The sequence below is a fragment of the Streptomyces sp. NPDC047869 genome (assembly GCF_040704065.1).
In the GTDB taxonomy this organism is placed as follows: Bacteria; Actinomycetota; Actinomycetes; order Streptomycetales; family Streptomycetaceae; genus Streptomyces.
This window is the reverse complement of record NZ_JBEYRK010000041.1, coordinates 1-24234: the sequence shown is the minus strand read 5'-3', so window position 1 is coordinate 24234 and position 24234 is coordinate 1. Positions and strand designations below refer to the sequence as shown.

19 protein-coding genes are annotated in these 24234 nt (G+C 72.9%); 12 read left to right on the top strand and 7 right to left on the bottom strand.

Going from position 1 to position 24234, the window contains the following annotated elements; all coding sequences use genetic code 11:
* Positions 1-33: 33 nt before the first annotated feature.
* From AB0924_RS34605 to AB0924_RS34575, 7 genes are all read right to left on the bottom strand, one after another.
* On the bottom strand, positions 34-1053 hold the full coding sequence (locus tag AB0924_RS34605) for a ketoacyl-ACP synthase III family protein (protein ID WP_358940120.1): 1020 nt from the start codon (positions 1051-1053) through the stop codon (positions 34-36).
* Between the two features lie 159 nt (positions 1054-1212).
* Positions 1213-2232: a ketoacyl-ACP synthase III family protein gene (locus AB0924_RS34600; protein WP_358940119.1), complete on the bottom strand. Its 1020-nt coding sequence runs from the start codon at positions 2230-2232 to the stop codon at positions 1213-1215.
* A gap of 99 nt (positions 2233-2331) precedes the next feature.
* Entirely contained in the window at positions 2332-3099 is a 768-nt protein-coding gene (locus AB0924_RS34595; RefSeq protein WP_358940122.1) for a thioesterase domain-containing protein, read from the bottom strand.
* A gap of 29 nt (positions 3100-3128) precedes the next feature.
* On the bottom strand, positions 3129-4130 hold the full coding sequence (locus tag AB0924_RS34590) for an LLM class flavin-dependent oxidoreductase (RefSeq protein WP_366913578.1): 1002 nt from the start codon (positions 4128-4130) through the stop codon (positions 3129-3131).
* 38 nt (positions 4131-4168) lie between these two features.
* Complete coding sequence (locus AB0924_RS34585) at positions 4169-5782, bottom strand: fatty acid--CoA ligase (RefSeq protein WP_366913577.1); 1614 nt, start codon at positions 5780-5782, stop codon at positions 4169-4171.
* 22 nt (positions 5783-5804) lie between these two features.
* Positions 5805-11525 carry an SDR family NAD(P)-dependent oxidoreductase gene (locus AB0924_RS34580; RefSeq protein WP_366913576.1) on the bottom strand — a complete coding sequence of 1907 codons (5721 nt, stop codon included), beginning with the start codon at positions 11523-11525 and terminating at the stop codon, positions 5805-5807.
* An 11-nt stretch (positions 11526-11536) separates the two neighbouring features.
* Positions 11537-11836 (bottom strand): acyl carrier protein, encoded by a 300-nt coding sequence (locus AB0924_RS34575; protein ID WP_358940115.1) that lies wholly within the window; start codon positions 11834-11836, stop codon positions 11537-11539.
* Between the two features lie 160 nt (positions 11837-11996).
* Between AB0924_RS34575 and AB0924_RS34570 the strand changes: the two genes are divergently transcribed.
* The 12 genes from AB0924_RS34570 to serS all read left to right on the top strand — a co-directional run bounded on the left by AB0924_RS34570 (position 11997) and on the right by serS (position 24111).
* Positions 11997-13634 carry an aldehyde dehydrogenase family protein gene (locus AB0924_RS34570; protein ID WP_358940114.1) on the top strand — a complete coding sequence of 546 codons (1638 nt, stop codon included), beginning with the start codon at positions 11997-11999 and terminating at the stop codon, positions 13632-13634.
* A 35-nt stretch (positions 13635-13669) separates the two neighbouring features.
* Positions 13670-14812 (top strand): acyl-CoA dehydrogenase family protein, encoded by a 1143-nt coding sequence (locus AB0924_RS34565; protein ID WP_351666694.1) that lies wholly within the window; start codon positions 13670-13672, stop codon positions 14810-14812.
* A gap of 49 nt (positions 14813-14861) precedes the next feature.
* A complete protein-coding gene (locus AB0924_RS34560; RefSeq protein ID WP_358940113.1) occupies positions 14862-16166 on the top strand; it encodes an aspartate aminotransferase family protein in 1305 nt (434 codons plus the stop codon).
* 2 nt (positions 16167-16168) lie between these two features.
* Positions 16169-16651 carry an SRPBCC family protein gene (locus tag AB0924_RS34555; protein WP_358940112.1) on the top strand — a complete coding sequence of 161 codons (483 nt, stop codon included), beginning with the start codon at positions 16169-16171 and terminating at the stop codon, positions 16649-16651.
* A 21-nt stretch (positions 16652-16672) separates the two neighbouring features.
* Positions 16673-17206 carry a hypothetical protein gene (locus tag AB0924_RS34550; protein WP_358940111.1) on the top strand — a complete coding sequence of 178 codons (534 nt, stop codon included), beginning with the start codon at positions 16673-16675 and terminating at the stop codon, positions 17204-17206.
* The gene (locus tag AB0924_RS34545; protein ID WP_358940110.1) at positions 17203-17754 is read left to right on the top strand and encodes a flavin reductase family protein; all 552 of its coding nucleotides are present in this window, start codon (positions 17203-17205) and stop codon (positions 17752-17754) included. Before AB0924_RS34550 ends, AB0924_RS34545 begins: the two co-directional genes overlap by 4 nt.
* Positions 17751-18731: a VlmB-like protein gene (locus tag AB0924_RS34540; protein ID WP_366913575.1), complete on the top strand. Its 981-nt coding sequence runs from the start codon at positions 17751-17753 to the stop codon at positions 18729-18731. The genes AB0924_RS34545 and AB0924_RS34540 overlap by 4 nt, the downstream gene beginning before the upstream one ends.
* Positions 18728-19735 carry a beta-ketoacyl-ACP synthase III gene (locus tag AB0924_RS34535; protein WP_366913574.1) on the top strand — a complete coding sequence of 336 codons (1008 nt, stop codon included), beginning with the start codon at positions 18728-18730 and terminating at the stop codon, positions 19733-19735. Before AB0924_RS34540 ends, AB0924_RS34535 begins: the two co-directional genes overlap by 4 nt.
* 69 nt (positions 19736-19804) lie before the next feature.
* Positions 19805-20035 carry a phosphopantetheine-binding protein gene (locus AB0924_RS34530; RefSeq protein WP_358940107.1) on the top strand — a complete coding sequence of 77 codons (231 nt, stop codon included), beginning with the start codon at positions 19805-19807 and terminating at the stop codon, positions 20033-20035.
* A complete protein-coding gene (locus tag AB0924_RS34525) occupies positions 20035-21255 on the top strand; it encodes a beta-ketoacyl-[acyl-carrier-protein] synthase family protein (protein ID WP_351666680.1) in 1221 nt (406 codons plus the stop codon). Before AB0924_RS34530 ends, AB0924_RS34525 begins: the two co-directional genes overlap by 1 nt.
* A gap of 113 nt (positions 21256-21368) precedes the next feature.
* Positions 21369-22850 (top strand): APC family permease, encoded by a 1482-nt coding sequence (locus tag AB0924_RS34520; RefSeq protein ID WP_358940106.1) that lies wholly within the window; start codon positions 21369-21371, stop codon positions 22848-22850.
* Positions 22834-24111, top strand: a complete 1278-nt coding sequence (gene serS, locus AB0924_RS34515; RefSeq protein WP_358940105.1) for a serine--tRNA ligase — start codon at positions 22834-22836, stop codon at positions 24109-24111. The genes AB0924_RS34520 and serS overlap by 17 nt, the downstream gene beginning before the upstream one ends.
* Positions 24112-24234 lie beyond the last annotated feature (123 nt).

Genomic DNA, 24234 nt, shown 5'->3' with positions numbered 1-24234 from the left:
GCAAGGCGGACCGGAACCGTCGGGCACGCGCGGCTACTGCCAGTCGGGGACGTCGAGGATCTCGACCACGGCGGCGGAGAAGCTGAAACCGGCCCCCGCCGCCACCATGAGGACGAGGTCACCGGGCCCCACGGCCCGCTGCTTGACCAGGTGTTCGAGGCCGAGGAACTGGTCGCCGGCGCCGATGTGGCCCACCCGGCGGCCCAGGTCCCAGGTGCTCTGCTTCTCGGTGAAGCCGAGCACGTCGTAGTTCTCGGGGTACTCGCCGCGGTGTATCAGCGGGGTCACCACGCGGGATATGTCCTCACCGGTGAGGCCGGCGTCGGCAAGCGCGCCGGCCGTGGTGCTCTTCAGCCCCGCCTCGATGCGCTCCCAGGAGCCCTCGGCCTCGGGGGTGAGGGCGTGCTGGCGGCCGCGTGCGCGCAGCGGCACCGGCATCTCCCGGCCCGGTATGGTGCCGAACGGCTCCAGGCCCCGGTTCCAGCGCTCGAGCGAGTTGTCGGCGCCGACGCGGGCGGACACGACCCGGGCGAAGCCGCCGCGGCCGGACAGCAGCAGCGCGCTGCCGCCGTCGGCGAAGATGAGGTTGAGCTGGACGTTCCAGCGGTCCACCCAGGGTGGCGCGAAGTTGTCACCACTGGTCAGCAGCACGGCTTCGGTGAAGCCGGCGGCGATCTGACCGGCGGCGAGGGTCAGCGAGGCGAGCCCGGCGTTGCAGCGCTGCTGCAGGTCGAAGCCGGCCGCCGCGCGGCCCACGGTCTCATTGGCGACGTACGACGCCGTCGGCCACATGTCGTGGCCCTGGTAGCCGCACGTGGAGTGCAGGACCAGGCCGACCTCGTGGCCGTCGGTCCCGGCCCGCTCGAGTGCCAGCCGCCCCGCGCGCACCGCCATCTCGGGCCCGGAGACGCCCTCGGCCACCGTGATGGACTCGTAGCCGAGGCTCTGGTGCTCCTCGTCGACGAGTCCCGCGGCGACGGCCTCGCTCAGCGGGCGGGCGTCCGGGAGCCAGGAGGCGGCGGAGGCGATGTACAGCTCTGTGTCCAGCTTCATGTCTTCTCGATCCTTCGCTCAGGGGTGGGGGGGTGGCATGCCCTGCCCGCCTGCGCGCGGACGGCGGCGGTCTCCCGTGTGCGTCGGACGGCCACTGTCCCGCAGCCCGCTGACACGGCGCTGACGCGCCGGCCGGGCGGGCCGCGGGAGCGGCACCCGCTACTGCCAGTCGGGTACGTCGAGGATCTCGACCACGGCGGCGGAGAAACTGAAGCCCTCGCCTGCGGCCACCAGCAGGACGAGGTCGCCGGGGCCGACGGACCGCTGCGTGACGAGGTGTTCGAGGCCGAGGAACTGGTCGCCGGCGCCCATGTGGCCCACCCGGCGGCCCAGGTCCCAGGTGCTCTGCTTCTCGGCGAAACCGAGCAGTTCGTAGTTCTCCGGGGACTCGCCCCGGTGGATGTGCGGTACGACGGTCCGGGCGATGTCCTCGGTGGTGACGCCGGCGTCGGCCAGTGCCCGTGCCGTGGTGTCCAGCAGACCGGCCTCGAAGCGCTCCCAGGAGCCCTCGGCCTCGGGGGTGAGGGCGTGCTGGACCCCGCGTTCGCGCAGCCGCAGCGGCAGGTCCCGGCCGGGCACGGTGCCGAACGGCTCCAGGCCCCGGTTCCAGCGCTCCAGCGAGTTGTCGGCGCCCACGCACAGCGAGACCACCCGGGCGAAGCCGCCGCGGCCGGACAGCAGCAGCGCGCCGCCGCCGTCGGCGAAGATGAAGTTGAGCTGCACGTTCCAGCGGTCCACCCACGGCGGCGCGAAGTTGTCACCGCTGGTCAGCAGCACCGCCTCGGTGAAGCCGGCGGCGATCTGCCCGGCGGCCAGCCACAGCGAGCCGAGCCCGGCGTTGCAGCGCTGCTGGACGTCGAAACCGGCCGCCGCGCGGCCCACGGTCTCATTGGCGACGTACGAGGCCGCCGGCCACATGTCGTGGCCCTGGTAGCCGCACGAGGAGTGCAGGACGAGACCGACCTCGTGCCCGTCGGTCCCGGCCCGCTCGAGCGCCAGCCGCCCCGCGCGCACCGCCATGTCGGGCCCGCAGACGCCCTCGGCCACGGCGATCGACTCGTAGCCGAGGCTCTGGTGCTCCGCGTCGACGAGTCCCGCGGCGACGGCCTCGGCCAGTGGACGCGTGCCGGGCACCCAGGCCGCGGCCGAGGCTATGTACAGGTCGTGAGGTGCTTTCATGTGGCTCTCTCTTTCGCTTCTCGGGGCGCCGGCGCGGCTCGCTCCGAGCGCGTGCGGCAGCGGCCGGCCCGGTCGGCCGCTGCCTGGTGGAACGGGTGTTCAGGCCGGCCGGTTCGCGGCGATGCGCTGCAGCCGGTGGGCGAAGTGGGCGGTGACGGACTGGGCGTGGGTGTCGATGTAGAAGTGGCCGCCCGGGTACTCGTTGTGGCCCAGGTAGGCGGGGGTGCGCCCGGCCCAGTGGGACATGGCGTCCGGGTGCTCCTGGAGCGGGTCGGAGCGGCCGCCGTAGGAGGCGAGCGGGCAGTTGACGCCGGCGCCGTCGTCGTCGTGGTCGGCCGCGACGCGCAGGTCGGCGCGGAGCGCAGGCACCACGAGGGCGAGCATCTCGGGGTTGTCGTAGATCTCCGCCGGGAACGAGCCCAGCTTCTTGATCCACTGGACCATCTCGGGCTCGGGCATCCGGCTCTGCTCCTCCGTGGGCTTGAAGAAGCCCTGGGGCGACCAGCCGGAGGTGCCGACCATGATGGGTGACGGGCCGCCCTCCTCCTCCATGCGGATGGTGAGCCGGAACGCGAGCTGGGCGCCGAGGCAGTGCCCGAACAGGGCGAACGGGCGGTCGTCGAGGTCGTCGAGCACGGCCTCGTGCAGCGCCTCGAGCAGCGGTTCGAACTCCTCGTACGTCTGCTCCTCGCGGCGGTTGTGCCGGCCGGGCAGGGTCACCGCCTGCGGGGCGATGTCGGGCGGCAGCAGCCGCTCCCAGTCGCGGTAGATGATGGCCCCGCTGCCCGCGTGCGGCAGCATGAACAGCCGGATCGAGGCGTCGGGCGACGGGTCCGCGGGGTGGAACCACTGCCCCGCACGGGACATGTCCTGGCCGACGGAGGCGATGGCACTGGTCACGACTGGGTGCTCCCAACGGTGGGGCCGAGGGCGCGTACCGCGGGCAGCAGCACCTCGGCGATCTCCTTCAACTGCGGTTCGGGGTCGAGGGATCCGATCCGCACGACCAGGTGCCGGGCGCCGGCCCGGACGTACTCGCCGAGCCACTCGGCGCACTTCTCGGCGCTGCCCCAGGCGTAGGCCTGGATGGTGCGCATCTGGTCCAGGGAGCGGCCGTAGTAGTGGCTGATGTAGTGCTCCAGTTCGGCCCTCGCCGCCGTCTCGTCGCTGTTCACGGTGACCGTGGCGTACAGCGCGGGGGTGACGGCACCGGCGCCGCGCCCGGCCTCCTCGGCGAGTTCGGCGATACGGCGGCGGGCGCGGCCGTAGGCCTCGACGTCGGGCAGGAACGGCAGCCAGCCGTCGTAGCGGGTGGCCGCGCGGGCGAGGACCTTCGGGGTGTCGCTGCCGGCCAGCCACAGCGGGGGGCCGCCGGGGACGGCCGGGGCGGGCAGCCGGTCGAGGTGCCCGGCCTGCCAGAACCGGCCCTGGAACTCGTCCGGTTCGCCGTCCTCGCCGGAGCGCCAGGCGGTGCGCCACAGCGCGGTGATCTCGTCCAGGCGGCCCACCCGGCCCTGGAAGGAGGCGCCCACCGAGGCGAACTCCTCCTCGGTCTCGGGCATCGGGAAGCCCGAGCCGAGGCCGAGGATCAGCCGGTCCGCGGCGACATGGCTGAGGCTCGCGACCATGTTGGCGCCGATCAGCGGGTGGCGCAGGGCGGGGGTGAGGGCCGCGGTGCCGACCGCGATGCGCTCGGTGGCCGCGGCGGCGGCCGACAGGACGACGAGCGGGTCCAGGCGCGGGCGGGCGGTGAGGGAGTCCCCGGCCCACAGCGAGTCGAAGCCGAGCGCTTCCGCCCGGCGGGCGAAGTCCAGCAGCGGCGCGGCCGCGTAGCTGCCGTTGATGGCCTGTTCCCGGGTGGGCAGGAGGATGCCGATCCGCAGGGGCTCGGTGCTCATGGTCAGGTCCCTTTCGGGCATGGGGTGCCGGTTCGGTGTCATACGGTGCTCGCGAGCGGGTCCCGGGCCGGTGCCGTGAGCTGTTCCCGTACCGCGCGGCGCAGGATCTTGCCCGAGGGGTTGCGGGGCAGGGACTCGGCGAAGTGGTAGGTGCCGGGGATCTTGTAGTCGGCGATCCGGCCGCGCAGGGACAGCAGGAGTTCGCGCGGGGTGGCCTTCATCCCGGGCCGCAGGACGACCACCGCGTGCACGCTCTCGCCCCAGCGCTCGTCGGGCAGTCCGACCACGGCGGCGTCGGCGACGGCCGGGTGCGCGGCGAGCGCCTTCTCGACCTCGGCGGGGTAGATGTTCTGCCCGGCGACGATGATCGTGTCGTTGATCCGGTCGCAGAGGTGGAGATAGCCGTCGTCGTCGAGGTAGCCGGCGTCGCCCATGTGCAGCCACTCCCCCACCAGGGTGCGGGCGGTGGCCTCGGGCAGGTTCCAGTAGCCGAGCATCCGGGAGGGGGCGCGGACGCAGATCTGGCCGATGGCGCCGGCCGGGAGGGTCTCGCCGTCGGGTCCGATCACCTTGATCTCGTTGCCGGGGCAGGGCTTGCCGACCGAGGTGAGCACGGTGCTGCCCGGGTGGTGCGCCTCGGGCGGCAGGCAGACCGCCACGCTGCCGGTCTCGGTGCTGGCGTAGATCTGCGCGAACTCGCAGCCGAAGGTCTCCAGGCACTGGTTGAGCAGTGTCTCGGACATCGGGGCCGCGCCGTACGCGATCTTGCGCAGGGAGGTGAACGCCTCGGGTCCCGCGCCGCGTTCGGCCGCCATCGCCTGCAGCATGGCCGGCGCGGCGAAGGTGGTGGTCACCCGGTGGTCGCGGATGAGCCGCACCGCCTCCTGCGGGTCGAACTGCGGCATGACCACGTTGGTGCCGCCGGCGTTGAAGGTGTGCAGGAACCAGCCGATGCCGGCGACCCCGAAGCCCGGCAGGGAGATCAGGCCGACGTCCTCGGGCAGCCAGTCGATCCAGTCGACGCCGCGCTCCCTGCTGGCGTGCGGCAGGGTGAAGAAGCTGCGGTGGGCGAGGACTGCGCCCTTGGGCAGGCCGGTGGTGCCGCTGGTGTAGATCTGGATGACCGCGTCGTCGGGGCCGGTGCCCGGGGTGAGGTCGGTGTCCGGCAGGCCGGCGGCCCAGGCGGGCAGTCCGGCGCCGCGCGCGGGTTCGCCGTCGGCGTCGGTGCCGTCGACGCGGATCACCTTGCGCAGTCCGCGCAGTTGGTGGCGGACGGTGGCGACCGTGTCCCAGAACTCGTCGTCGACGAAGATCAGGGCGGCCCCGGAGTCGCGCAGGATGTGGTCCACTTCGCCGGCCGTGAGCCGCCAGTTGACCGGTACCAGGACCGCGCCCGCCTTGGCACAGGCGATCATCACCAGGTAGTAGTTCTCCGACTCGCGGCCCAGGTAGGCGATCCGGTCGCCGCGCCGGACACCGCAGGCGCGCAGGGCGTGCGCGGCGCGGTTGCTGTCCCGGTGGAACTTCTCGTAGGTGGTGACGCGGCCCTCGCAGACGATCGCCGGATGGTCCGGGCGGCTGCCGGCGTGGGCGCGGGCGGAGTGGTGGAGCGTCCAGCGCTCCCTCGGTATGCCACTGGAGATGTCAGTCATGGTCGTCTGTCCTTGTCGTCCGTCACGCGGCCGGTGCCGGGCCGATCCGCTCGCCGAGGAAGCCGGCGAGCTGCCGTACCGTCGGGTGGTCGTGGGTGAGGGAGGCCGGCAGGGGCAGCCGGAAGGCCTGCTCCAGACCGGACCTGACCTGCTGGGCCATCAGTGAGTCCAGGCCCAGCGACACGAACTCGGTGTTCGGATCCAGTTCGTCGCCCTCCTCGAGGTGCAGCACGGCGGCGACCTTCTCCCGGACCACGGCGGTGACGGCCGTGGCGCGTTCCGCCGGGGGCAGGGCGGCGAGCGCGGCGACGTCGAGGCCGTCGTCGTCCTCGGGGGCCCGGCGGGCCAGGCGGTCGAAGAACAGGTCGCCGGTGACCCGGCCCGCCATGTAGCGGTCCCAGTCGAAGTCGCCCACCACGCGCTGGCCGCGCGGCTGGTCCCAGAGGCTGACCAGGGTGTTCAGGGCCCGGGTCGGCGAGAACAGGTGGACGCCGCCGCGCTCCAGCTCCTGGATGAGGACGTCGTTCATGCGGGAGGACATGCCGACCCGGGACCAGGAACTCCAGTTGAGGGCGAGTCCGGGCAGGCCGCGGCGGGCGCGCCAGCCGGCGAGGCCGTCGAGGGCGGCGTTGCCGGCGGCGTAGTGCCCCTGGGCGACGAAACCGCCGAGCACCGAGGAGACCGAGGAGTACACGACGAAGAACTCCAGGTCCGGGAAGGCCCGTTCGGTGGCCTCGTGGAGCAGCCAGCCGCCGTAGGCCTTCGCCTCCAGCTGGTCCTCGATGGACTCCCAGGTCAGTTCGGAGATCAGCCGCTCGTCGTAGGAGCCGCCGGCGGCGTGCACGATGCCGCCCAGGGCACGCGGTCCGGTCTCGATGTGACGCACCAGCCGGGCGACGTCCTCGGCACGGCCGAGGTCGGCGCGGACGATGTCGACCTCCGCCTCCTCGGCGAGGCCGGCGAGCAGTTCCGCGGCCTCGGGGGCGGGTTTGCCGCTGCGGCTGACCAGCGTCAGGTGCCGGGCGCCGAGTTCGGCCAGCTTCCGGGCGGTGGCGAGGCCGAGGCCGCCGAGGCCGCCGGTGACGAGGTAGGTGCGGTCGTCGCGCAGGCCGGCCGGCTGCCGCCCGGCGGGTGCCCGCCGCCGGTCCGCCGGGTCCTCGGGCAGGGTCACCCAGACCTGGCGGGCCGGGTCGGCGAGGGTGGTGCGCAGCGCCTCGCCCGTCTCGTCGAGGCCGAAGTGGGCGGCGCCGTCGCCGGGTTCGGGCGCCGGGGCGTGCACGACGGCCGTCGCCGGCAGGGTGAGCGTGGAGCGGAAGGTGCCGTCGTGGCGGACGAGGACCTCGTCGCCGGGCGCGAAGCCGGTGCCCGCGGCGGCCGCCAGGACCGTGCCGTGGGCGGTGCGGCCGAGCACGGGCGGCGGCACGTCCTCGCCGTCCTCCTTCTCGAACTCCTCGCGGTCGGCGCGGCCGGTGTCCAGCGCGGTCCGGGCGTCCTCGCCGGTCAGGCCCACCAGGCTGACGCGCACCTGGACCTCGTCCTCGGCGGGCGCCCGGCCGGTGACCGGGGCGGGTGCCAGGTCGGACAGGTCACCGGACTCGGCGGCACGCAGTTCGAAGTCGCCGCTCCAGTTCAGCGCCTCGTCACCGGCGAGCAGCCGGCGCACGTAGCGGCGGCCGGACCGGTAGGCGACCTGGTACTCGCCGGCGGGCTCGGTGCGCCACTCCTCCAGCAGCGGGGTCAGGCCGCTGCCGGGGGCGAGGTCCACCAGGGTGGTGCGCAGTTGCGGGTACTCGGTGAGCAGCACCCGGCCGAAGCCCCACAGGGTGGCGGCGGCGAGGTGGCCGCCGTCGCCCGCCGGGTCGCCGGGCAGCGCCTGGGCGCCCTGGGTGACCAGCCACAGCCGCGGCGGCCGGGAGAGGCCGGCCGCGTCCAGCACGCCGACCGTGGCGAGCAGTTCGCGGTAGTTGTCCTCGGACTCGGCGCGCAGCCGGTCCACGGACATCTCGCCGGGCCGGGTGCGCCAGACGCGGACGACGTCGGTGACGGTCGGGTCGTCCAGCACGGACTTGAGCTCGGCGGGGTCGGCGAGCCAGGTGACCTTCAGGCCGGGCTCGCCGGCGAGTTCGGCGGCGCGGGCGGCGGCCGGGTCGAGCAGCACCACGTGCCGTTCGGCGGGCGCGGCCCCGGTCGCGGGCAGGGCCCGGCGGATCCACTCGGGGCGGTGCAGGAAGCGGCGGCGGCCGGTGCGGTCCTCGGGTCGGGCCAGCCGGACGCCGAGGAGTTCGGCGACCGGGTCGCCGTTCTCCAGCAGCAGCACGTCGGCGAGGCGGCGGTCCTGCTCGCCGCGGATCCGGGCGAGGACGCGCAGGTTCGCGCCGCGCGGCTTGCGGAAGTGCCGCACGGAGGCGATCTCGCGGGGCACGAACACCGGGCCCTCGGGGTCGAGGACGACCAGCGCCTGGGCGGCGGCCTCCAGCAGCTCCGCCGGGACGTGTTCGACGGCGGTGGCGTCGCGGCCGGTGAGTTCGGCGGAGACCACGTCGTCGCCGTGCCGGGTGACGTGCTGGAGCAGCCGCATACGGGGGCCGGCGGGGCGGCCGACGGAGGCGAGGTCGGTGTAGATGTCCTCGTCGTCGATGCGCTGCCCGGCCGGGGCGAGCGCGGCGTCCAGCTCGGCCAGCTCGGAGACCGGGACGAGTGCCTCGCGGTCGGCGGCGACCACGGCGGTGGCGTGGAGGTTCTCCTCACCGCCGACGACGGTGAACACCTCCACGCCGGCGCCGCCCTCGGGGCGCGGCCGCCAGCGGGTGGTGAGGGTGAGGGTGGTCTCGGCGGGCAGCTCGAGCGGGGCGAGCAGCGTGAGGCCGCGGATCGCGGAGCGGGCGTGGCCCTGGACCGCGTCCTGCGCGGCGAGCAGCAGGTCGACGTAGGCGCCGGCGGGCAGGGTGGCCCGGCCGCCGCCGGCGAGGTCGGCGAGCGCGCCGAGTTCCTCGGCGGTGAACTCCGCCGTGAACTCCCGCACCCCGCTGGCGAACCGCTCCTCGGTGCCGAGCAGCAGGTGCCGGGCGCTGCCGCCTCCGGCGGAGCGCCGGGGGGTGACCGTGGGCAGCCAGTAGCGCTTGCGCTGGAAGGCGTACGTGGGCAGGTCCACCTTGGCGGGGGTGGCGTACCCGGCGTGGTAGCCGTCCCAGGAGACGCCGAGGCCGGCGGCGTAGTAGTCGGCGAGCGCGGTCAGGGTGGTGGCCGTGGTGGTGTCGCGGCGGCGCAGGCTGGCCAGCCACACGTGGTCCTCGACGGTGACGCCGCGGCGGGCGAGCGCGGTGAGCGCCGCCTGCGGGCCGATCTCGATCAGGGCGTGCCGGCCGCGCTTGGCGACGGCGCGGATGCCGTCGAGGAAGCGGACGGGTTCGCCGATGTGCCGCACCCAGTAGTCGGCGTTGCCGATCTCGCGGAGGCGGGCCAGGCGCCCGGTGACGTTGGAGATCAGGCTGATCTTCGGCTCGTGGAAGGTGATGCCGTCCAGGGCGGCCCGGAAGTCGTCGTAGACCTCGGCCATCAACGGCGAGTGGAAGGCGTGCGAGACCGTGAGCCGGTCCACCCGGAAGCCCCGGTCGGCGAGGATGCCGGTGACCTCGTCGAGGGCGGCGGTGGCGCCGGAGACCACGGTCTGGTCGGGGGCGTTGACCGCGGCCAGCGCCAGGTCGTCGCGGCCCTCCAGCAGCGGGGCGACCTCCTCGGCGGGCGCGGCGACGGCGGCCATGCCGCCCTCGGCGCGGACCGCCTGCATCAGCCGGGCGCGGGCGGCGACCAGCTTCACGGCGTCGGGCAGGGTGAACAGGCCCGCGACGGCGGCCGCGACGACCTCGCCGATGCTGTGCCCGATGAGCACGTTCGGGCGTACGCCCCAGGCCATCCACTGCTGGGCGAGGGCGTATTCGAGGGTGAACAGCGCGGGCTGGGTGTACTCGGTGCGGTCGATGGCCTCCGGGTCGGCGGCGGTGCCGAGCAGCAGCTCGCGCACGGAGCGGCCGAGGGGTTCGGCGAAGAGGCTGTCGCACTCGTTGACGTGGGCGCGGAAGACGGGCAGCGCCTCGTAGAGGGCGGCGCCCATGCCGGCGTACTGCGAGCCCTGTCCGGTGAACATGAAGGCGGTCTTGCGGATGCCGGTGGGGCCCTCGTGCTCGGCCTCGGCGGCGCGGTCCAGCAGTTTGGTGAGGGCGGTGCGGCCGGCGACCGGGGCGGCGACCCGGTAGGGGTGGTGGGTGCGCGCGACGTTGGAGGTGTAGGCGAGGGCACCGGTCGGCAGTCCGGGCTGGTCGTCGAGGAGCTGCCGGTACCGGGCGGCCTGTTCGCGCAGGGCGCCGGCGCTCTTCGCGGACAGGGTGAACACCGGCGCGGCGTACGGGAGTGAGGACTGCTCGCGCTCGGCCGGCTCGGGTGCCTCTTCCAGCACGACGGCGCCGATGGTGCCGGCGAAGCCGAAGCTGTTGACGACGGCCCGCTTCACCTCGGCCCGCCACGGCTCGCACTCGGTGGGCACGCGCAGCGGGTACAGGTCCCAGGGAATGCGCCCTGAGGGGGTGTTGAGGCCCACGTGCGGGTAGACCGTGCCGGAGCGCAGCTGCAGCACGGTCTTGATGACGCCGACGATGCCGGAGGCCGGCTCCATGTGACCGAGGTTGGTCTTCACCGAACCGACCAGCACCGGCTGGTCCTTGGTGTGGGAGTCGACGAACACGTCGCCGATGGCGCCGAACTCGATGGGGTCGCCGAGCGGGGTGCCGGTGCCGTGCGCCTCGACGTAGGAGATGTCCTCGGGGCCGAGGTGGGCGGTGGCCAGCGCGGCGCGGATGACCTTCTCCTGGGCGGGGCCGTTGGGCACGGTCAGGCCGGCGCTGTCGCCGTCCTGGCCGACGGCCGTGCCGCGCACCAGGGCGAGGACGCGGTCGCCGTCGCGCTGGGCGTCGGAGAGCCGCTTGAGGACGACGATGCCGCAGCCCTCGGCGCGTGCGTAGCCGTCGGCGGCCTCGTCGAAGGTCTTGCAGTGGCCGTCGGGGGACAGCATCTGGGCGTTGGAGAACATCACCGGGATGCGCGGGTGGTGCAGGGCGTTGACGCCGCCGCACAGCGCGATGTCGCTCTCGCCGGCGCGCAGCGCCTGCACGGCCAGATGCAGGGCGACCAGCGAGGAGGAGCAGGCGGTGTCGACGCTCATGCTCGGGCCGCGCCAGCCGAGGAAGTACGACAGCCGGCCGGACAGCGGGAACATGGTGATGCCGGAGGCGAGATGGCCGTCCAGCTCCTCGTACGGCAGCGAGTCCAGCTCGAGGGCGTAGTCGATGGAGCTGGCGCCGATGTACACGCCGCCGTTGCCGCGGCGCAGCGGCGCGGGGTCGATGCCCGCGTGCTCCAGGGCCTGCCAGGCGGTCTCCAGCAGCAGCCGCTGCTGGGGGTCCATGTAACGGGCTTCCTTCGGGCTGATGTTGAAGAAGCCTGCGTCGAACAGGTCGATGCGGTCGAGGAACCCGCCGGCCTTGGCGATGATCTTGCCCTTGTCGTCGGGCCCCTCGGGCGTGAACGCCTCGACGTCCCAGCGGTCCCGGGGGATCGGGCCGATTCCGCTGCGGCCCTCCCGCAGGAAGGCGTCGAACTCGTCGGGCGAGCCGCTGCCGCCGGGGAACCGCAGACCGATTCCGACGATCGCGACCGGTTCGGGCGCCTGCTCTGATTCCGTACGCGGCATGGAACGACTCCTCAAGCGTCCTGGATTTCCTGGGTCAGGTGGTCCACGAGATGGGCGACGGTCGGCTCGTTGAAGAGCACGTTGACGTTGATCGACAGGTCCAGGAGCTGCTCCAGGCTCTGCCGTATCTCGGTCAGCCGCAGCGAAGTGAGGCCGAGATCGAAATAGCTGATGTCGAGGGGAAGTTCCTCGGAATCGTCCATGAGAAGGACCGCCCTGAATTTCTCCAGGACGATTGACTCGATTTCCTCGGTGAGCTCGCTGCGCGGCAGGTCGCGCAACCGCTGGATGGTGCTGTCGACAGGTGGCATGCGGTCATGCAAGCAGCGCCGGCTGACGCCCCACTGACAGGCTCCGGAGCCGGCGTTGGCCGGATCGGCGCGGTCAGTCGGGCGTCAGCGCCGGGTCAGATTCCGCTGCCAGGCTCGGATCGCTTCAAGAAATCCACACGCCATATCCGAAAGGCTGAAGATGCTTCGCGAAGCCGCGCAGGAGCAGGAGGAGAGTGCTGAGGCACCTTCCGGATTGAAGAGTTACGACCTCTACATCGCGGGCAAGGACGTGGCCGGTGACGGCTGGGTCTACACCGTCAGCGGGCGTTCCCTGCTGGAAGACGTTTTCACGAGCGTCAGCCTGAAGCGCTCCCTGGAGCAGGACCCGGAGTCCGAGGCGGCCAAGCACCCGTACGTCGTCGGGCGCTGCGCGATCGCGGACGACTCCGCCATCGACCTGGCCACCCAGGCGGCGGCCGCCGCCGCCCCCGACTGGGCGGCCGTACCGCTGGAGCGGCGGATGCAGCTGGGCACCCGCTTCCGCGAGGAACTGATCAAGCACCAGGACGAGTTCCTGCGCATGCTGGTCGCAGAGTCCCACCCCGTGAAGCTCGCCCGGTGGGAGCTGAGCTGCCTGCTGCAGATCTACGCCCCGGGCTCCCTGCGCTGGTACATGAAGCAGATGCGGGTGGAGAAGGAGTACAACGGCCGCAAGCTGATCCTGCACCGCCAGCCGGACGGCGTGGTCGCCTTCAACCCGCCGCAGAACGCCCCGCTGCCGAGCGCCGCCCTGTGCGTGCTGGCGCTGATGGCGGGCAACGCCGTGGTGGTGCGGGCGCCGCGCTCGATCGCGCTGTCCACCATGTGGTTGCTTCGGGACATCGTCGCCCCGCTGCTGGAGGAGATCGACGCGCCGGCCGGTGTGCTGAACGCGGTGTGCTCCAACCCCAAGCAGACCATGGACCGCTGGATCGCCGACCCGCTGATCGACGACATCTTCTACATCGGCGGCAGCCAGGAGGGTCTGCGCTTCGAGCAGAGCTGCGTGGCGCACGGCAAGAAGCCCATCCTCGAACTCGCCGGCAACGACGGCATCGTGGTCTGGAAGGACGCCGACGTGAAGTGGGCGGCCGAGGCCATCACCGAGTCGTTCTACGGCTCCGGGCAGATCTGCATGGTGCCCAACTACGTGCTGGTCCACCCGGAGATCGCCGAGACGCTGATCGCCGAGGTGAAGGAGCAGGTCAAGGGCATCAGGCCGGGCCTGCCAGAGGAGGAGGACGTGCTGCTGTCGCCGGTCCGGCGCAGCGAGCGCTTCTTCCGGCTGCTGCGCCAGGCGCTGGACAACGGCGCCGAGCTGCTCACCGGCGGCAACCGCACCGAGGTCGACGGCACGGTGTCGGAGACGGGTGTCTTCCTGCAGCCGACGGTGGTGCGGGTGGACGGCCTGGACCGGGCCCGGACGTACGACGTGGTCCGCGAGGAGACGTTCTTCCCGCTGATCCCGATCGTGGTCCCCGAACGCGACAACGACGACGCCCTGCTGGAGGCCTTCCTGCAGTTCGTCAACAGCAACGACTACGGGCTGCGCAACTCCCTGTGGTCGCGCTCGGACCACGTCATCGAGACCTTCGTGCGCCGCGTCGTCAACGGCGGCCTGCTGAAGGTCAACGACTCCCACATCGGCTTCCTGCCGTACCTGCCGAGCCACGGCGGCACCGGCCGCACCGGCGGCGCCTTCGGCGAGGCCAACTACCCGATGCTCAAGACCTCCCACATCCAGGGAGTCAGCATCGCCCGCGACGTGAGCCCGTACGACGCGGTCTTCGGCGCCTGACCGCCTTCGCTTTCGACGTCTTCCGGAGGTTTCCGTTGCGTTCCCTCGATGCTGCCCGGACCGTGTGCGAGCGGTTCCATCCCGGACTGCTCAAGGAGCTGGAGCAGATCCCGTACGCCGAGCGGGAGCAGCCCGGCAGCCCGGTGATCGATCTGTTCCGCATCCACGGCGGAGTGGGCCTGCTCATACCCGAGAGCTACGGCGGCCACGGCGCCGCCCCGCTGGAGGCGCTGCGGGTGCAGCTCGCCCTCGGCGCGCTGTCCCCGTCGCTGGTCGCGGCCGTCTCGATGCACCACTTCACCGCCGCGATGCTGTACTCGCTGGCGGTCAAGTCGGGCCGGCTCACCGACGCGCAGACCGCACTGCTGCACCGGATCGTCCCGGACCAGCAGGTGATGGCGTCCGGCTGGGCCGAGGGCCGGACCGCGCAGAACATCCTGAAGCCGGCCGTGACCGCGCGGCCCGTGGAGGGCGGGTTCCTGCTGTCCGGTTCGAAGAAGCCGTGCAGCCTGGCCCGTTCGATGAGCCTGCTCACCGCGTCCATCGCGATCCACGGCGAGGATGGCGGCGAGCCGGAGCTGGCCCTCGCGCTGGTGCCGTCCGACGCGCCGGGACTGTCCGTGCACGCGTTCTGGGGCAACGACCTGCTGGCCGGCGCGGAGAGCGACGAGGTGCGCCTGGAGGACGTGTTCGTCCCCGCGGACATGGTCGTCCGGGCCGGTGCCGACGACCCCACCCGCCTCGACGACCTGCAGTCGGCCGGTTTCGTCTGGTTCGAGATGCTGATCTCCGCCGGATACGCGGGCGGTGCCGCCGCCCTGGTGGAACAGGTGCTGGAGCGGCGGCGGGGCGGCGCCGCGGAGCGGGCCGCGCTCGCCGTGGACATGGAGGCCGCCCTCGCCCTGCTGGAGGGCGTGGCCCGCGGCACCGGCCAGGAGCCCGGCGACGAGGAGTCGGTGGCCCGGGTGCTGGTCGCCCGGTACGCCGTGCAGAACGCGCTGCCGGACATCGTGGCACGGGCGCTGGAGCTGCTCGGCGGCCTGGACTTCATCGTCAACTCGTCGAGCGCGCAGGTAGCCGCCGCGACGCGCGCCCTGGCCTTCCACCCGCCGTCGCGCCTCGCCGCCGCGGAGCCGCTGCTCACGTACTTCGACGGGGGCCCGCTGGTGCTGGCCTAGCGCCACCGAAGGCCTCCCGACCCACCCACACCCTTGGAGTGAGCGACACGTGACCGTCATCCAGGACTCCCCGGCGCCGGCGCCGGTCTCCGCCGCCGACTACGAGGCGGACATCCTCAACCTCTACCGGGCCCACCTCAGCAAGGGCCGGGCCACGCTCGCCGAGCTGTTCGGCAGCCACATGGAGACGGCGTCCGAGGGCGCCTGGCTCACCACCAGCGACGGCGAGCGTTTCCTGAACGCCGGCGGCTACGGCGTGTTCGTCATGGGCGCCCGCCACCCGATCGTCATGGAGGAGGTGGAGCGCCAGCTGCGCACCCACCCCACCGCGACCCGCATCCTGCTGGAGCCGACGGTGGCCCGCGCCGCCGAGTCCCTGGTGTCCGTGATGCCGCCCGGTCTGGACCGCGTGCACTTCGCGCTGTCCGGCGCCGAGGCGGTGGAGACGGGCCTGAAGCTGGCCCGCGCGAACGGGTTCAAGCGGACCGTCTCGATGCGCGGCGGCTACCACGGCAAGACCCTGGGCGCCCTCTCGGCGACCGCCAAGGAGGTCTACCAGGCGCCGTTCCGCCCCCTCGTCCCCGACTTCCAGCACCTGCCGTTCGGTGACGCCGACGCCCTGGAGGAGGAGCTGAGGGCCCACCCGGGCGAGGTCTGCGTGATCCTCGAGCCGGTGCAGGGCGAGGGCGGTGTCATCATCCCGCCGAAGGGCTACCTCAAGCGGGTCGAGGAACTGGTCCGGGAGTACGAGGGCTTCCTCATCCTCGACGAGGTCCAGTCCGGCTTCGGGCGGCTCGGCGAGTGGTGGGGCGCCGACATCGAGGGCGTCGTCCCGGACGTCCTGCTCACCGGCAAGGCGCTCGGCGGCGGCGTGATGCCGGTGTCGGCGGCCGTCGCCACCCGCAAGGCCTTCCGCCCCTTCGACAAGGACCCCTACGTCCACACCGCCACCTTCTCCGGCCAGCCGGTGCTGATGGCGGCGGTGCAGGGCGCGATCCGGGCGGTCAAGGAGGAGCGCCTGGTCACCCGCGCCATGGACCTCGGTGCCCGGCTGCTGCCGCGGATCACGGAGGTCGCGCAGCGCAACATCCCCGAGCTGGTCGTCGAGGTGCGCGGCCGGGGCCTGCTCATCGGCGTGGAGCTCGTCGAGGCCGGGCTGGCCGGCGAGCTGCTGATCGAACTGTTCAACCACGGCGTGGTCGCCAACCACTCCATGAACGGCAGCTCGGTGGTGCGGTTCACCCCGCCCGCCGTGCTGGACGACACCGACGTGGACTTCCTCGTCAACTCCTTCGACCTGGCCACCCGCGACCTGATCAAGGGCGCGGCCACAATGCCGGAAGGCGGTAACTGATCGTGCGGCACGTCGAACTCGATGCCCTGATACCCGCGGAGCAGGCCGAAACGGTCCTGCACGCCGTACGGCGCTGGGAGCGTTTCCCGGACCTGGCGCCCCACGTCAACGCGACCACCGTGCACGCCTCCTACCCCGACCCCAAGGCCTCCTCCAGCTGGGAGCTGCACTTCCGCAGCGGCCTGCTGCGCTGGACCGAGGACGACACGGTGCTGCCGGAGAGCGGCGAGATCCGCTTCGAGCAGTCCGACGGCGACTTCGACTCCTTCGCCGGGACCTGGTCCGTCCAGCAGTCCGGGGACGACGTCACCGTCCGCTTCGACGCCGACTTCGACTTCGGCATCCCGAGCCTCGAGGGCATCCTCGACCCGATCGCCGAGCGGGTCATCAAGGAGACCGTCGCCTGGGCGCTGACCGGCCTGTTCCCGGGTGTGCGCATCCAGGGCGGCATCGAACTCACCGAGCCCGCCGCGGTCGGCGCCTAGCACCCGCCGGAGGAGCTGACCATGGACCAGGCGAACCCCTTCGAGACACCGCGCACGTACTCGCTGCACCGCGCCGAGTACCTGGTGGGCCTCGCCGTCACCACCGGACTGATCGTCTACCACTTCGGCGACATCCGCTGGCTGCCGGCGATCGGACTGTTCCTCTACATCGACCTGATCGGCTACATCCCCGGTGCCGTCGCGTTCAGGAAGAGCGGCGGCCGGCCGATCCACAAGGCCTACTACGTCCTCTACAACGTCATGCACAGCCTCATCACGCAGGGCGTGGTGGCCGCGCTGTGGTGCTGGCTGGTCAAGCCGGAGTGGGCGCTGCTGGTGCTGCCGTTCCACCTGTTCGGCGACCGCGGCCTGTTCGGCAACTTCATGAAGTCCTTCGCGCTGCCCTTCGAGCCGGTGCGCCAGCAGGGCTACCTGCGGCTGCTGGACGACCTGGGCCTGCCCCACCCCAAGCCGGTCGGGCACGCCATGGACCCGGAGCCGGTCGGTCACGTCCCCGCGCGGCCGGCCGTCCGGGAGACGGAGGCCGTGGGATGACCACCGCGACCGATGTACGCGCCGCCCGGCCGGTCCGCCAGGACCCGGCCGAGCGCCGCCGGGCGCTGTACCACCTGGCGTCCCCGGTGTCGGTGCTGACCACCGGCCCCGAGGACCGGATGCACGGCACGACCGCCAGCACGGTCACCCTCGTCTCGCGCTCGCCGCTGCTGGTCGGCGTCGTGCTGCGGTCGGGCTCGTCGTTCGCCCGGCTCGCCGCCGCCGAGGGCCGGTTCGCGATCAACGTGCTCGGCGGCCACCAGGCCGACGTGGCCCGGCGGTTCGCCGACAGCGGCCGTCCGGACGGCGACGCCGCCTTCGCGGGCCTGGCCTGGACGGCGGACCGGTACGCGCACGCCCCGCTGATCGCGGGCGCGCTCGCCCACTACGTCTGCCGCTTCCACTCGGCGCACGCGGCGGGCGACAGCGAACTGCTGCTCGGCCATGTCGTCCGCGCCACGGCCGACCCCGGTCTGCCGCTGTTCAGTTACGCCGGCGGGCTGTTCGCCGGCTCCCTGCGTCCGGCGAAGGAGGCCGCCGCATCATGACCGCACCCGTTGCCCCCGAGGCGGACTGGGACAAGGCGCCCGGTCTGCTCGACGGCGCGAAGGAACTCACCCTCGGCCCCGAGGAGTGCGACCTCGCCTACTGGATCACCTCGGTGGCCCAGGGAACCCTGCGCGACCGCGGGGCGACCGGCCACCACGAGAACGCGATCACGCCCGGCTTCCTGAAGGCACCCGGCCCGCTGCGCGAGGCGCTGGTGCTGGAGTTCGGCTTCCGCGCGCTGGCGGAGGAACTGGCCACCCGGCTGCTCGGCCACTACGTGTCGATCGCGCCCGGCATCCCCGAGATGGAGTTCTACGCCACCCAGCTCCTCGACGAGGCCCGGCACGCCCGGGTCTTCCGGCAGCACCTGGTGGACCTGGGCATCCCGGCGGCCACCCTGCTGAAGGACATCGAGGAGATGGCCCGGGACTACCGCAAGCGGGTCCTGGACCCGGTGGTGGACTTCACCCTGGACATCGTGCGCGACCAGGCCGACTTCCCCGGCGGCGTCGCGGTGTTCGCCATCATCATCGAGGGTGTGCTCGCCCCGGCCGCCGAGCTGAGCGAGCGCAAGTGGACCCCGCTGTCCCCGGCGACCGGCGAGATCTCGCGGGGCACCGCGATCGACGAGATCCGCCACCTCACCGTGGCCAGCACCATCCTGCGCGACCATGTGATCGCGCACCCGGAGTACAAGCCGCGGCTGCTGGAGATCCTGCGCTCGGGCGTGAAGCTGTGGGACGAGATCCCGGACCGGGAGTTCGTCATCCACCGCGAGGAGCTGTTCCAGCAGGGCATGGCCGAGCACGCCGACAAGATCGGCGACTACGAGGTCTGGCCGGGCGTGCGGCTGCTCGACACCACCGCCGAGCAGCGCTACGACATGGCCGAGCGGTGGACCGACGAGATGGCCGAGGTCCGCATGAAGTACATGGGCCTGCCCGTCGAGGTCCTCGCCTCGGAGGCCGGCGCATGAGCACCGGGCGGGCCGCGGTCATCACGGGGATCGGCTCGTACGTCCCGCCCAACGTGGTGACCAACGACGACCTGTCGCAGCGGCTCGACACCTCGGACGCGTGGATCCGCTCCCGCACCGGGATCGCCGAACGGTGCTTCATCACCCCGGGCACCTCCACCGGCGACCTGGCGGTGGAGGCGGGCCTGAGGGCGCTGAAGTCGGCGGGCGACGAGCAGGTCGGGGCGGTGGTGCTGGCCACCACCACCCCCGACCAGCCGTGCCCGGCGACGGCACCGCAGGTGGCGGCCCGGCTGGGGCTCGGGCAGGTGCCCGCCTTCGACGTGGCGGCCGTCTGCTCGGGCTTTCTGTACGGGCTGGCCTCGGCCGCCGGGCTCATCGCGGCCGGGGTGGCGGACAGCGTGCTGCTGATCGCCGCGGACGCCTTCACCACGATCATCAATCCCGAGGACCGCACCACCGCGGTGATCTTCGCCGACGGCGCGGGCGCGGTGGTGCTGCGGGCCGGCTCGGCCGACGAGCCCGGGGCGATCGGCCCGCTGGTGCTCGGCAGCGACGGTGAGCTGAGCCATCTGATCGAGGTGCCGGCCGGTGGCTCCCGGCAGCGCTCCACCGACCGTCCGGTCGACCCGGCGGACCGGTACTTCCACATGCTCGGCCGGGAGACCTACCGGCACGCGGTGGAGCGGATGACGTCCGTCTCCACCGAGGCCGCCGAACGCGTCGGCTGGCGGATCGACGACGTCGACCGGTTCGCCGCGCACCAGGCCAACGCCCGGATCCTGGAAGCGGTGGCCAAACGTCTCGGGCTGCCCGAGGACAAGCAGTTGAGCAACATCGAACGGGTCGGCAACACCGGTGCCGCCTCGATCCCGCTGCTGCTGGCCGAGGCCACCGCCGAGGGCCGGCTCACCGCGGGCGACCGGGTCCTGCTCACCGCGTTCGGCGGCGGGCTGGCCTGGGGCGCGGGCACCGTCGTCTGGCCGGAGCTGCAGACCTTCTGACCGACCGTCAGTCACTCATACCGAATTCAGCGGTACGCGGGGTGCGTACGCCCTTCGAAAGGAACGGACATGCTGGAGCAGCTCAAGGAAATCCTGTCCAACAAGCTCAAGGTGTCGCCCGAGGCGATCACCCCGGAGGCCACCCGCGAGGACATCGAGCTGGACTCGCTCGCCGTGGTGGAGCTGTCGCTGCTGCTGAAGTCCGAGCTGGACCTGGACATCAGCGACGACGACCTCCTGGAGGCCGAGACCGTGGCCGACATGGTCTCGCTCATGGAGGAGCGGAGCGCGAAGGTCTGATGGCCGGCATGGACATCGCCGTCACCGGACTCGGTCTGGTCACCCCGGGTGGGATCGGGGTCGGGCCGAGCTGGGCGGCGGTCTGCGACGGCAGGCCGGCCGCCGCCCTCGATCCGGTACTGGCGGACAACCCCGTACAGATCTCCTGCCGGGTGCCCGGCTTCGACCCCGAGACGCTGCTCAGCGCGCGGCGTGCCCATCGTCTGGACAGGTTCGTGCAGTTCGCGCTGGTCGCCGCGCACGAGGCGGTGGCCGACGCGGGCCTGGACCCGCAGACCTGGGACGGCGCGCGGGTGGGTGTGGTGCTGGGCTGCGCCGACGGCGGGCCCGGCACCGTCGAGGAACAGCACCATGTGCTGCGCGAGCAGGGCGCCGACCGCGTGTCGCCGCTGCTGCTGCCCATGCAGCTGCCGAACATGCTGGCCGGTCAGACGGCCATCGAGTTCGGGGCGACCGGACCCAACCTGGTGGTGGCCACCGCCTGCGCCTCGGGCGCGACCGCCATCGGGACCGCCCGGGACCTGCTCGCGCTCGGCCGCTGCGACATCGTCCTGGCGGGCGGCAGCGAGGCCATGATCACCCCACTGGTCATGGCCGGGTTCGCCCAGATGGGCGCGCTGTCGAAGCGGCACGACGACCCCGCGTCCGCCTCCCGCCCGTTCGACGTCGACCGGGACGGCTTCGTGGCCGGGGAGGGCGCCGGGATCCTCGTGATGGAGCGGGTCGCGGACGCCCGGGCCCGGGGCGCCCACGTGCACGGCCGCATCATCGGCTACGGCGCCACCGCCGACGCCCACCACATGACGTCACCCCACCCGGACGGCGCCGGCATCGAGGCGGCGGTACGCGCGGCCCTCGCCGACGCGGGGGCCGATCCGGACGACGTGCAGCACGTCAACGCCCATGGCACTTCGACCCCGCTGAACGACCTGTCGGAGGCCCGCATGATCCAGCGGTCCCTGCGCGGCGACCCGCTGGTCACGTCCACGAAGGGAGTCACCGGTCACCTGCTGGGCGCCGCCGGCGCGGTCGAGGCCGCGTTCGCCGTGCTCAGCGTCGAGCACGAGGTCATCCCGCCCGTCGCCAACCTGGTCATGCCCGATCCGCGGATCGAGATCAAGCTGGCCCAGACGGTCACGTCGATGCCGATCGACCTGGCACTGAGCAACTCGCTGGGGTTCGGCGGGCAGAACACGGCCCTGGCGATCGCCCCCGCGTAGACGCCCGCCGGGCCCGGTCCGCCCGGCACGTCGCAGCAGCCGCCCGCCGAGAAGTCTCGGCGGGCGGCTGTCCCCGTCCCTCTCCCCTTTCCTCGGATTTCCTCGGAGTCGTCATGTCCTCCAGTGGTTCCCCGCCCCCGTCCGGCCGGCTCGGTACCGGGCACATCCTCTTCCTGATCGTCGCCGCCGCCGCGCCGCTGTCCGCGATGGTCGGCACCGTCCCGCTCGCGTTCGCCTTCGGGGACGGGGCCGGTGTGCCGGCCGCCTTCCTGTTCGCCGGGGTCACCCTGCTGTGCTTCTCGGTGGGGTACGCGGTCAGCGCCCGCCGCACCGGCGGCTCCGGCGGCTTCTACGCCTCCGTCGCCGACGGGCTCGGCAGGCCGCCCGCGGTCGCCGCCGGCTACGTCGCCCTGCTCTCCTACAACTGCGCCACCATCGGACTGGCGGGCGCCCTCGGCTACTTCACCCAGCTCGTGCTGGCGGCCCACGGGCTGACGGTGTCCTGGGAGTGGTGCGCGGCCGTCGGGCTCGTCCTGATGGCGGTGCTCGGCTACCGGGAGATCGCGCTCAGCGCCCGGGTGCTGGCCCTGCTGATGCTCGGCGAGATCGGGGTGCTGGCCGCGCTGGACGTGGCGATCCTCGCCCGCCACGGGCTGCACGCCCTGCCCGCCGCCTCCTTCTCCCCGCACACCGCGGCCGGGCCCGGCGTCGGCGTCTCGCTGATGTTCGCGTTCGTCTCCTTCATCGGCTTCGAGTCGGCCGCGCTGTACGGCAAGGAGGCGAAGGACCCGCGGCGCAGCGTGCCGCGCGCCACCTATGTGGCCGTCACCCTGATCGCCGGCTTCTACGCGCTCACGAGCTGGCTGGCGGTCGGCGCGGTCGGCAGCGACAACGTGCGCGAGGTCGCGGGCAAGCAGATGGGCGACCTGTTCTTCGTCCTCGGCGACGACTTCCTCGGCAAGGCGGGCAGCACCGGGCTGCAGATCCTGCTGTGCACCAGCCTGTTCGCGGCGACGCTGGCCCTGCACAGCGCCGCCGGACGCTACGCCCAGGTCCTCGCCCAGGACGGCCTGCTGCCGGGCGCGCTGGCCGCCGAGCACGCCCGGCACCGCTCCCCGCACCGGGCCAGCCTCGCGCAGAGCGCGCTGACCGCGGTGGTCGTGGCCGGCTTCGCCGTCGCGGGCCTCGACCCGTACGCCGACCTGACCACCAGCATGCTCGGCCTCGGCACCCTGGGCATCGTCGCCCTTCAGGCGCTGGCCGCGCTGTCCGTGCTCGGGCTGCGGGCGCGCACCGGCACCGGGCACTGGTGGCGGGAGACCGTCGCACCGCTGCTGGGCTTCGCCGGTCTCGCCGCCTCGGTGTGGCTGGTGGTCGGCAACTTCGACATGCTCACCGGCTCCCCGTCCGAGGTGATCGCCGCGCTGCCCTGGCTGCTGCCGCTGGTCGCCGCGGGCGGCCTGCTGTACGCGGCCCGGCTGCGCTCGGCCCACCCGGTGCGCTACCGCCTGCTCGGCACCCGGCACACCGCCGAACCCGCCCCGGCCCCCTCCTCCCCCGCCCTGTCAGGAGACCGTCATGCACGATCCCAGTGAGCTGATCGAGGCCGGCGAGGACGCCGTACGGCGCCTGGCCCGCCGCCGCCACGACCTCGACCTGGACGCCCTCGGCACCGCGCTGCGCGCCCGGTCGGCCGCGCAGTCCGAGGTGACCCGGCTGCGCACCGAACTGAACCGCACCGCCAAGGCCCGTCGTTCGGGGCCGCCCACGGAGGCGGAGAAGGAGGCCGCCCGCGCGCTGCGGGCCGAGGTGCAGCAGGCCGAGGCCACCGCCCGGTCCGCCGCCGCCGGTCTGACCGAGCTGCTGCTCGGCATCCCCAACCTGCCGCTGGACGCCGTACCGGACGGCGACTCGGAGAAGGAGGCGGTGGAGGTACGGCGCGGCGGACCGGCCCCGCGTCCGGCGGAAGGTGCCCGGCACCACGCCGAGATCGGCGAGGCGCTCGGCATCCTCGACTCCCCCGCCGCGGCGCGGCTGTCCGGTGCCCGGTTCAGCGTCGCGCACGGCGCCGGGGCGCGCCTCGAGCGGGCCCTCGGCGGATTCCTCCTCGACCTGCACACCCGCGAGCACGGCTACACCGAGCAGTCGGTGCCGTTCCTGGTCAACCGGGACACCATGACCGGCACGGGGCAGCTGCCGAAGTTCGAGGAGGACCTGTTCCGCACGAAGGTCGCCGACCGGGAGCTGTTCCTGATCCCGACCGCCGAGGTGCCGCTGACCAATCTGGTGGCCGGGCAGCTCCTGGACGCGCGCACGCTGCCGTACGCCTTCACCGCCCGCACCCCCTGCTTCCGCGCGGAGGCCGGTGCCTACGGCCGGGACACCCGGGGCGTGCTGCGGCTGCACCAGTTCGAGAAGGTGGAGCTGGTGCGGATCTGCGCGCCGGAACAGGCGCAGGAGCAGCTCGAACTGATGGTGGGACACGCCGAGGAGTGCCTGCGCCGGCTGGAACTGTCGTTCCGCACCGTCCTGCTGCCCGCGGGCGACATGGGCTTCTCGGCCCGGATGACGTACGACATCGAGGTGTGGCTGCCCGGTGGCGGCGCGTTCCGGGAGATCTCCTCGGTGTCCGACTGCGGCACCTTCCAGGCCCGCCGCGCCGACATCCGGGTGAAGCGGGCCGACGGCCGCAAGACGCCGGCGGCCACGCTGAACGGTTCGGCGCTGCCGATCGGGCGGACGGTGGCCGCGCTGCTGGAGCAGGGCGTCCAGGACGACGGCTCCGTGGTCCTGCCCGAGGCGCTGGTGCCGTACACCGGCTTCCGGCGGATCCTGCCGGGTGGCGCCACCGAGTGACCGCACGCGGAAGGGGCGGGAGCCGAGGTCGGGGCGTCGTACGCCTTCTCGTTCTGGAAGAAGATCGTGCGGCCGCGTTCGCCGCTCCAGTACACGTCGTACTTGTTGAAGTGCTCGACGAAC

Bases quoted from the DNA above. Each gene is read 5' to 3' on its own strand.
- AB0924_RS34605 (WP_358940120.1), bottom strand. From the start codon at position 1,053: ATGAAGCTGGACACAGAGCTGTACATCGCCTCCGCCGCCTCCTGGCTC.
- AB0924_RS34600 (WP_358940119.1), bottom strand. From the start codon at position 2,232: ATGAAAGCACCTCACGACCTGTACATAGCCTCGGCCGCGGCCTGGGTG.
- AB0924_RS34595 (WP_358940122.1), bottom strand. From the start codon at position 3,099: ATGTCCCGTGCGGGGCAGTGGTTCCACCCCGCGGACCCGTCGCCCGAC.
- AB0924_RS34590 (WP_366913578.1), bottom strand. From the start codon at position 4,130: ATGAGCACCGAGCCCCTGCGGATCGGCATCCTCCTGCCCACCCGGGAA.
- AB0924_RS34585 (WP_366913577.1), bottom strand. From the start codon at position 5,782: ATGACTGACATCTCCAGTGGCATACCGAGGGAGCGCTGGACGCTCCAC.
- AB0924_RS34580 (WP_366913576.1), bottom strand. From the start codon at position 11,525: ATGCCGCGTACGGAATCAGAGCAGGCGCCCGAACCGGTCGCGATCGTC.
- AB0924_RS34575 (WP_358940115.1), bottom strand. From the start codon at position 11,836: ATGCCACCTGTCGACAGCACCATCCAGCGGTTGCGCGACCTGCCGCGC.
- AB0924_RS34570 (WP_358940114.1), top strand. From the start codon at position 11,997: ATGCTTCGCGAAGCCGCGCAGGAGCAGGAGGAGAGTGCTGAGGCACCT.
- AB0924_RS34550 (WP_358940111.1), top strand. From the start codon at position 16,673: ATGGACCAGGCGAACCCCTTCGAGACACCGCGCACGTACTCGCTGCAC.
- AB0924_RS34545 (WP_358940110.1), top strand. From the start codon at position 17,203: ATGACCACCGCGACCGATGTACGCGCCGCCCGGCCGGTCCGCCAGGAC.
- AB0924_RS34540 (WP_366913575.1), top strand. From the start codon at position 17,751: ATGACCGCACCCGTTGCCCCCGAGGCGGACTGGGACAAGGCGCCCGGT.
- AB0924_RS34535 (WP_366913574.1), top strand. From the start codon at position 18,728: ATGAGCACCGGGCGGGCCGCGGTCATCACGGGGATCGGCTCGTACGTC.
- AB0924_RS34530 (WP_358940107.1), top strand. From the start codon at position 19,805: ATGCTGGAGCAGCTCAAGGAAATCCTGTCCAACAAGCTCAAGGTGTCG.
- AB0924_RS34525 (WP_351666680.1), top strand. From the start codon at position 20,035: ATGGCCGGCATGGACATCGCCGTCACCGGACTCGGTCTGGTCACCCCG.
- AB0924_RS34520 (WP_358940106.1), top strand. From the start codon at position 21,369: ATGTCCTCCAGTGGTTCCCCGCCCCCGTCCGGCCGGCTCGGTACCGGG.
- serS (WP_358940105.1), top strand. From the start codon at position 22,834: ATGCACGATCCCAGTGAGCTGATCGAGGCCGGCGAGGACGCCGTACGG.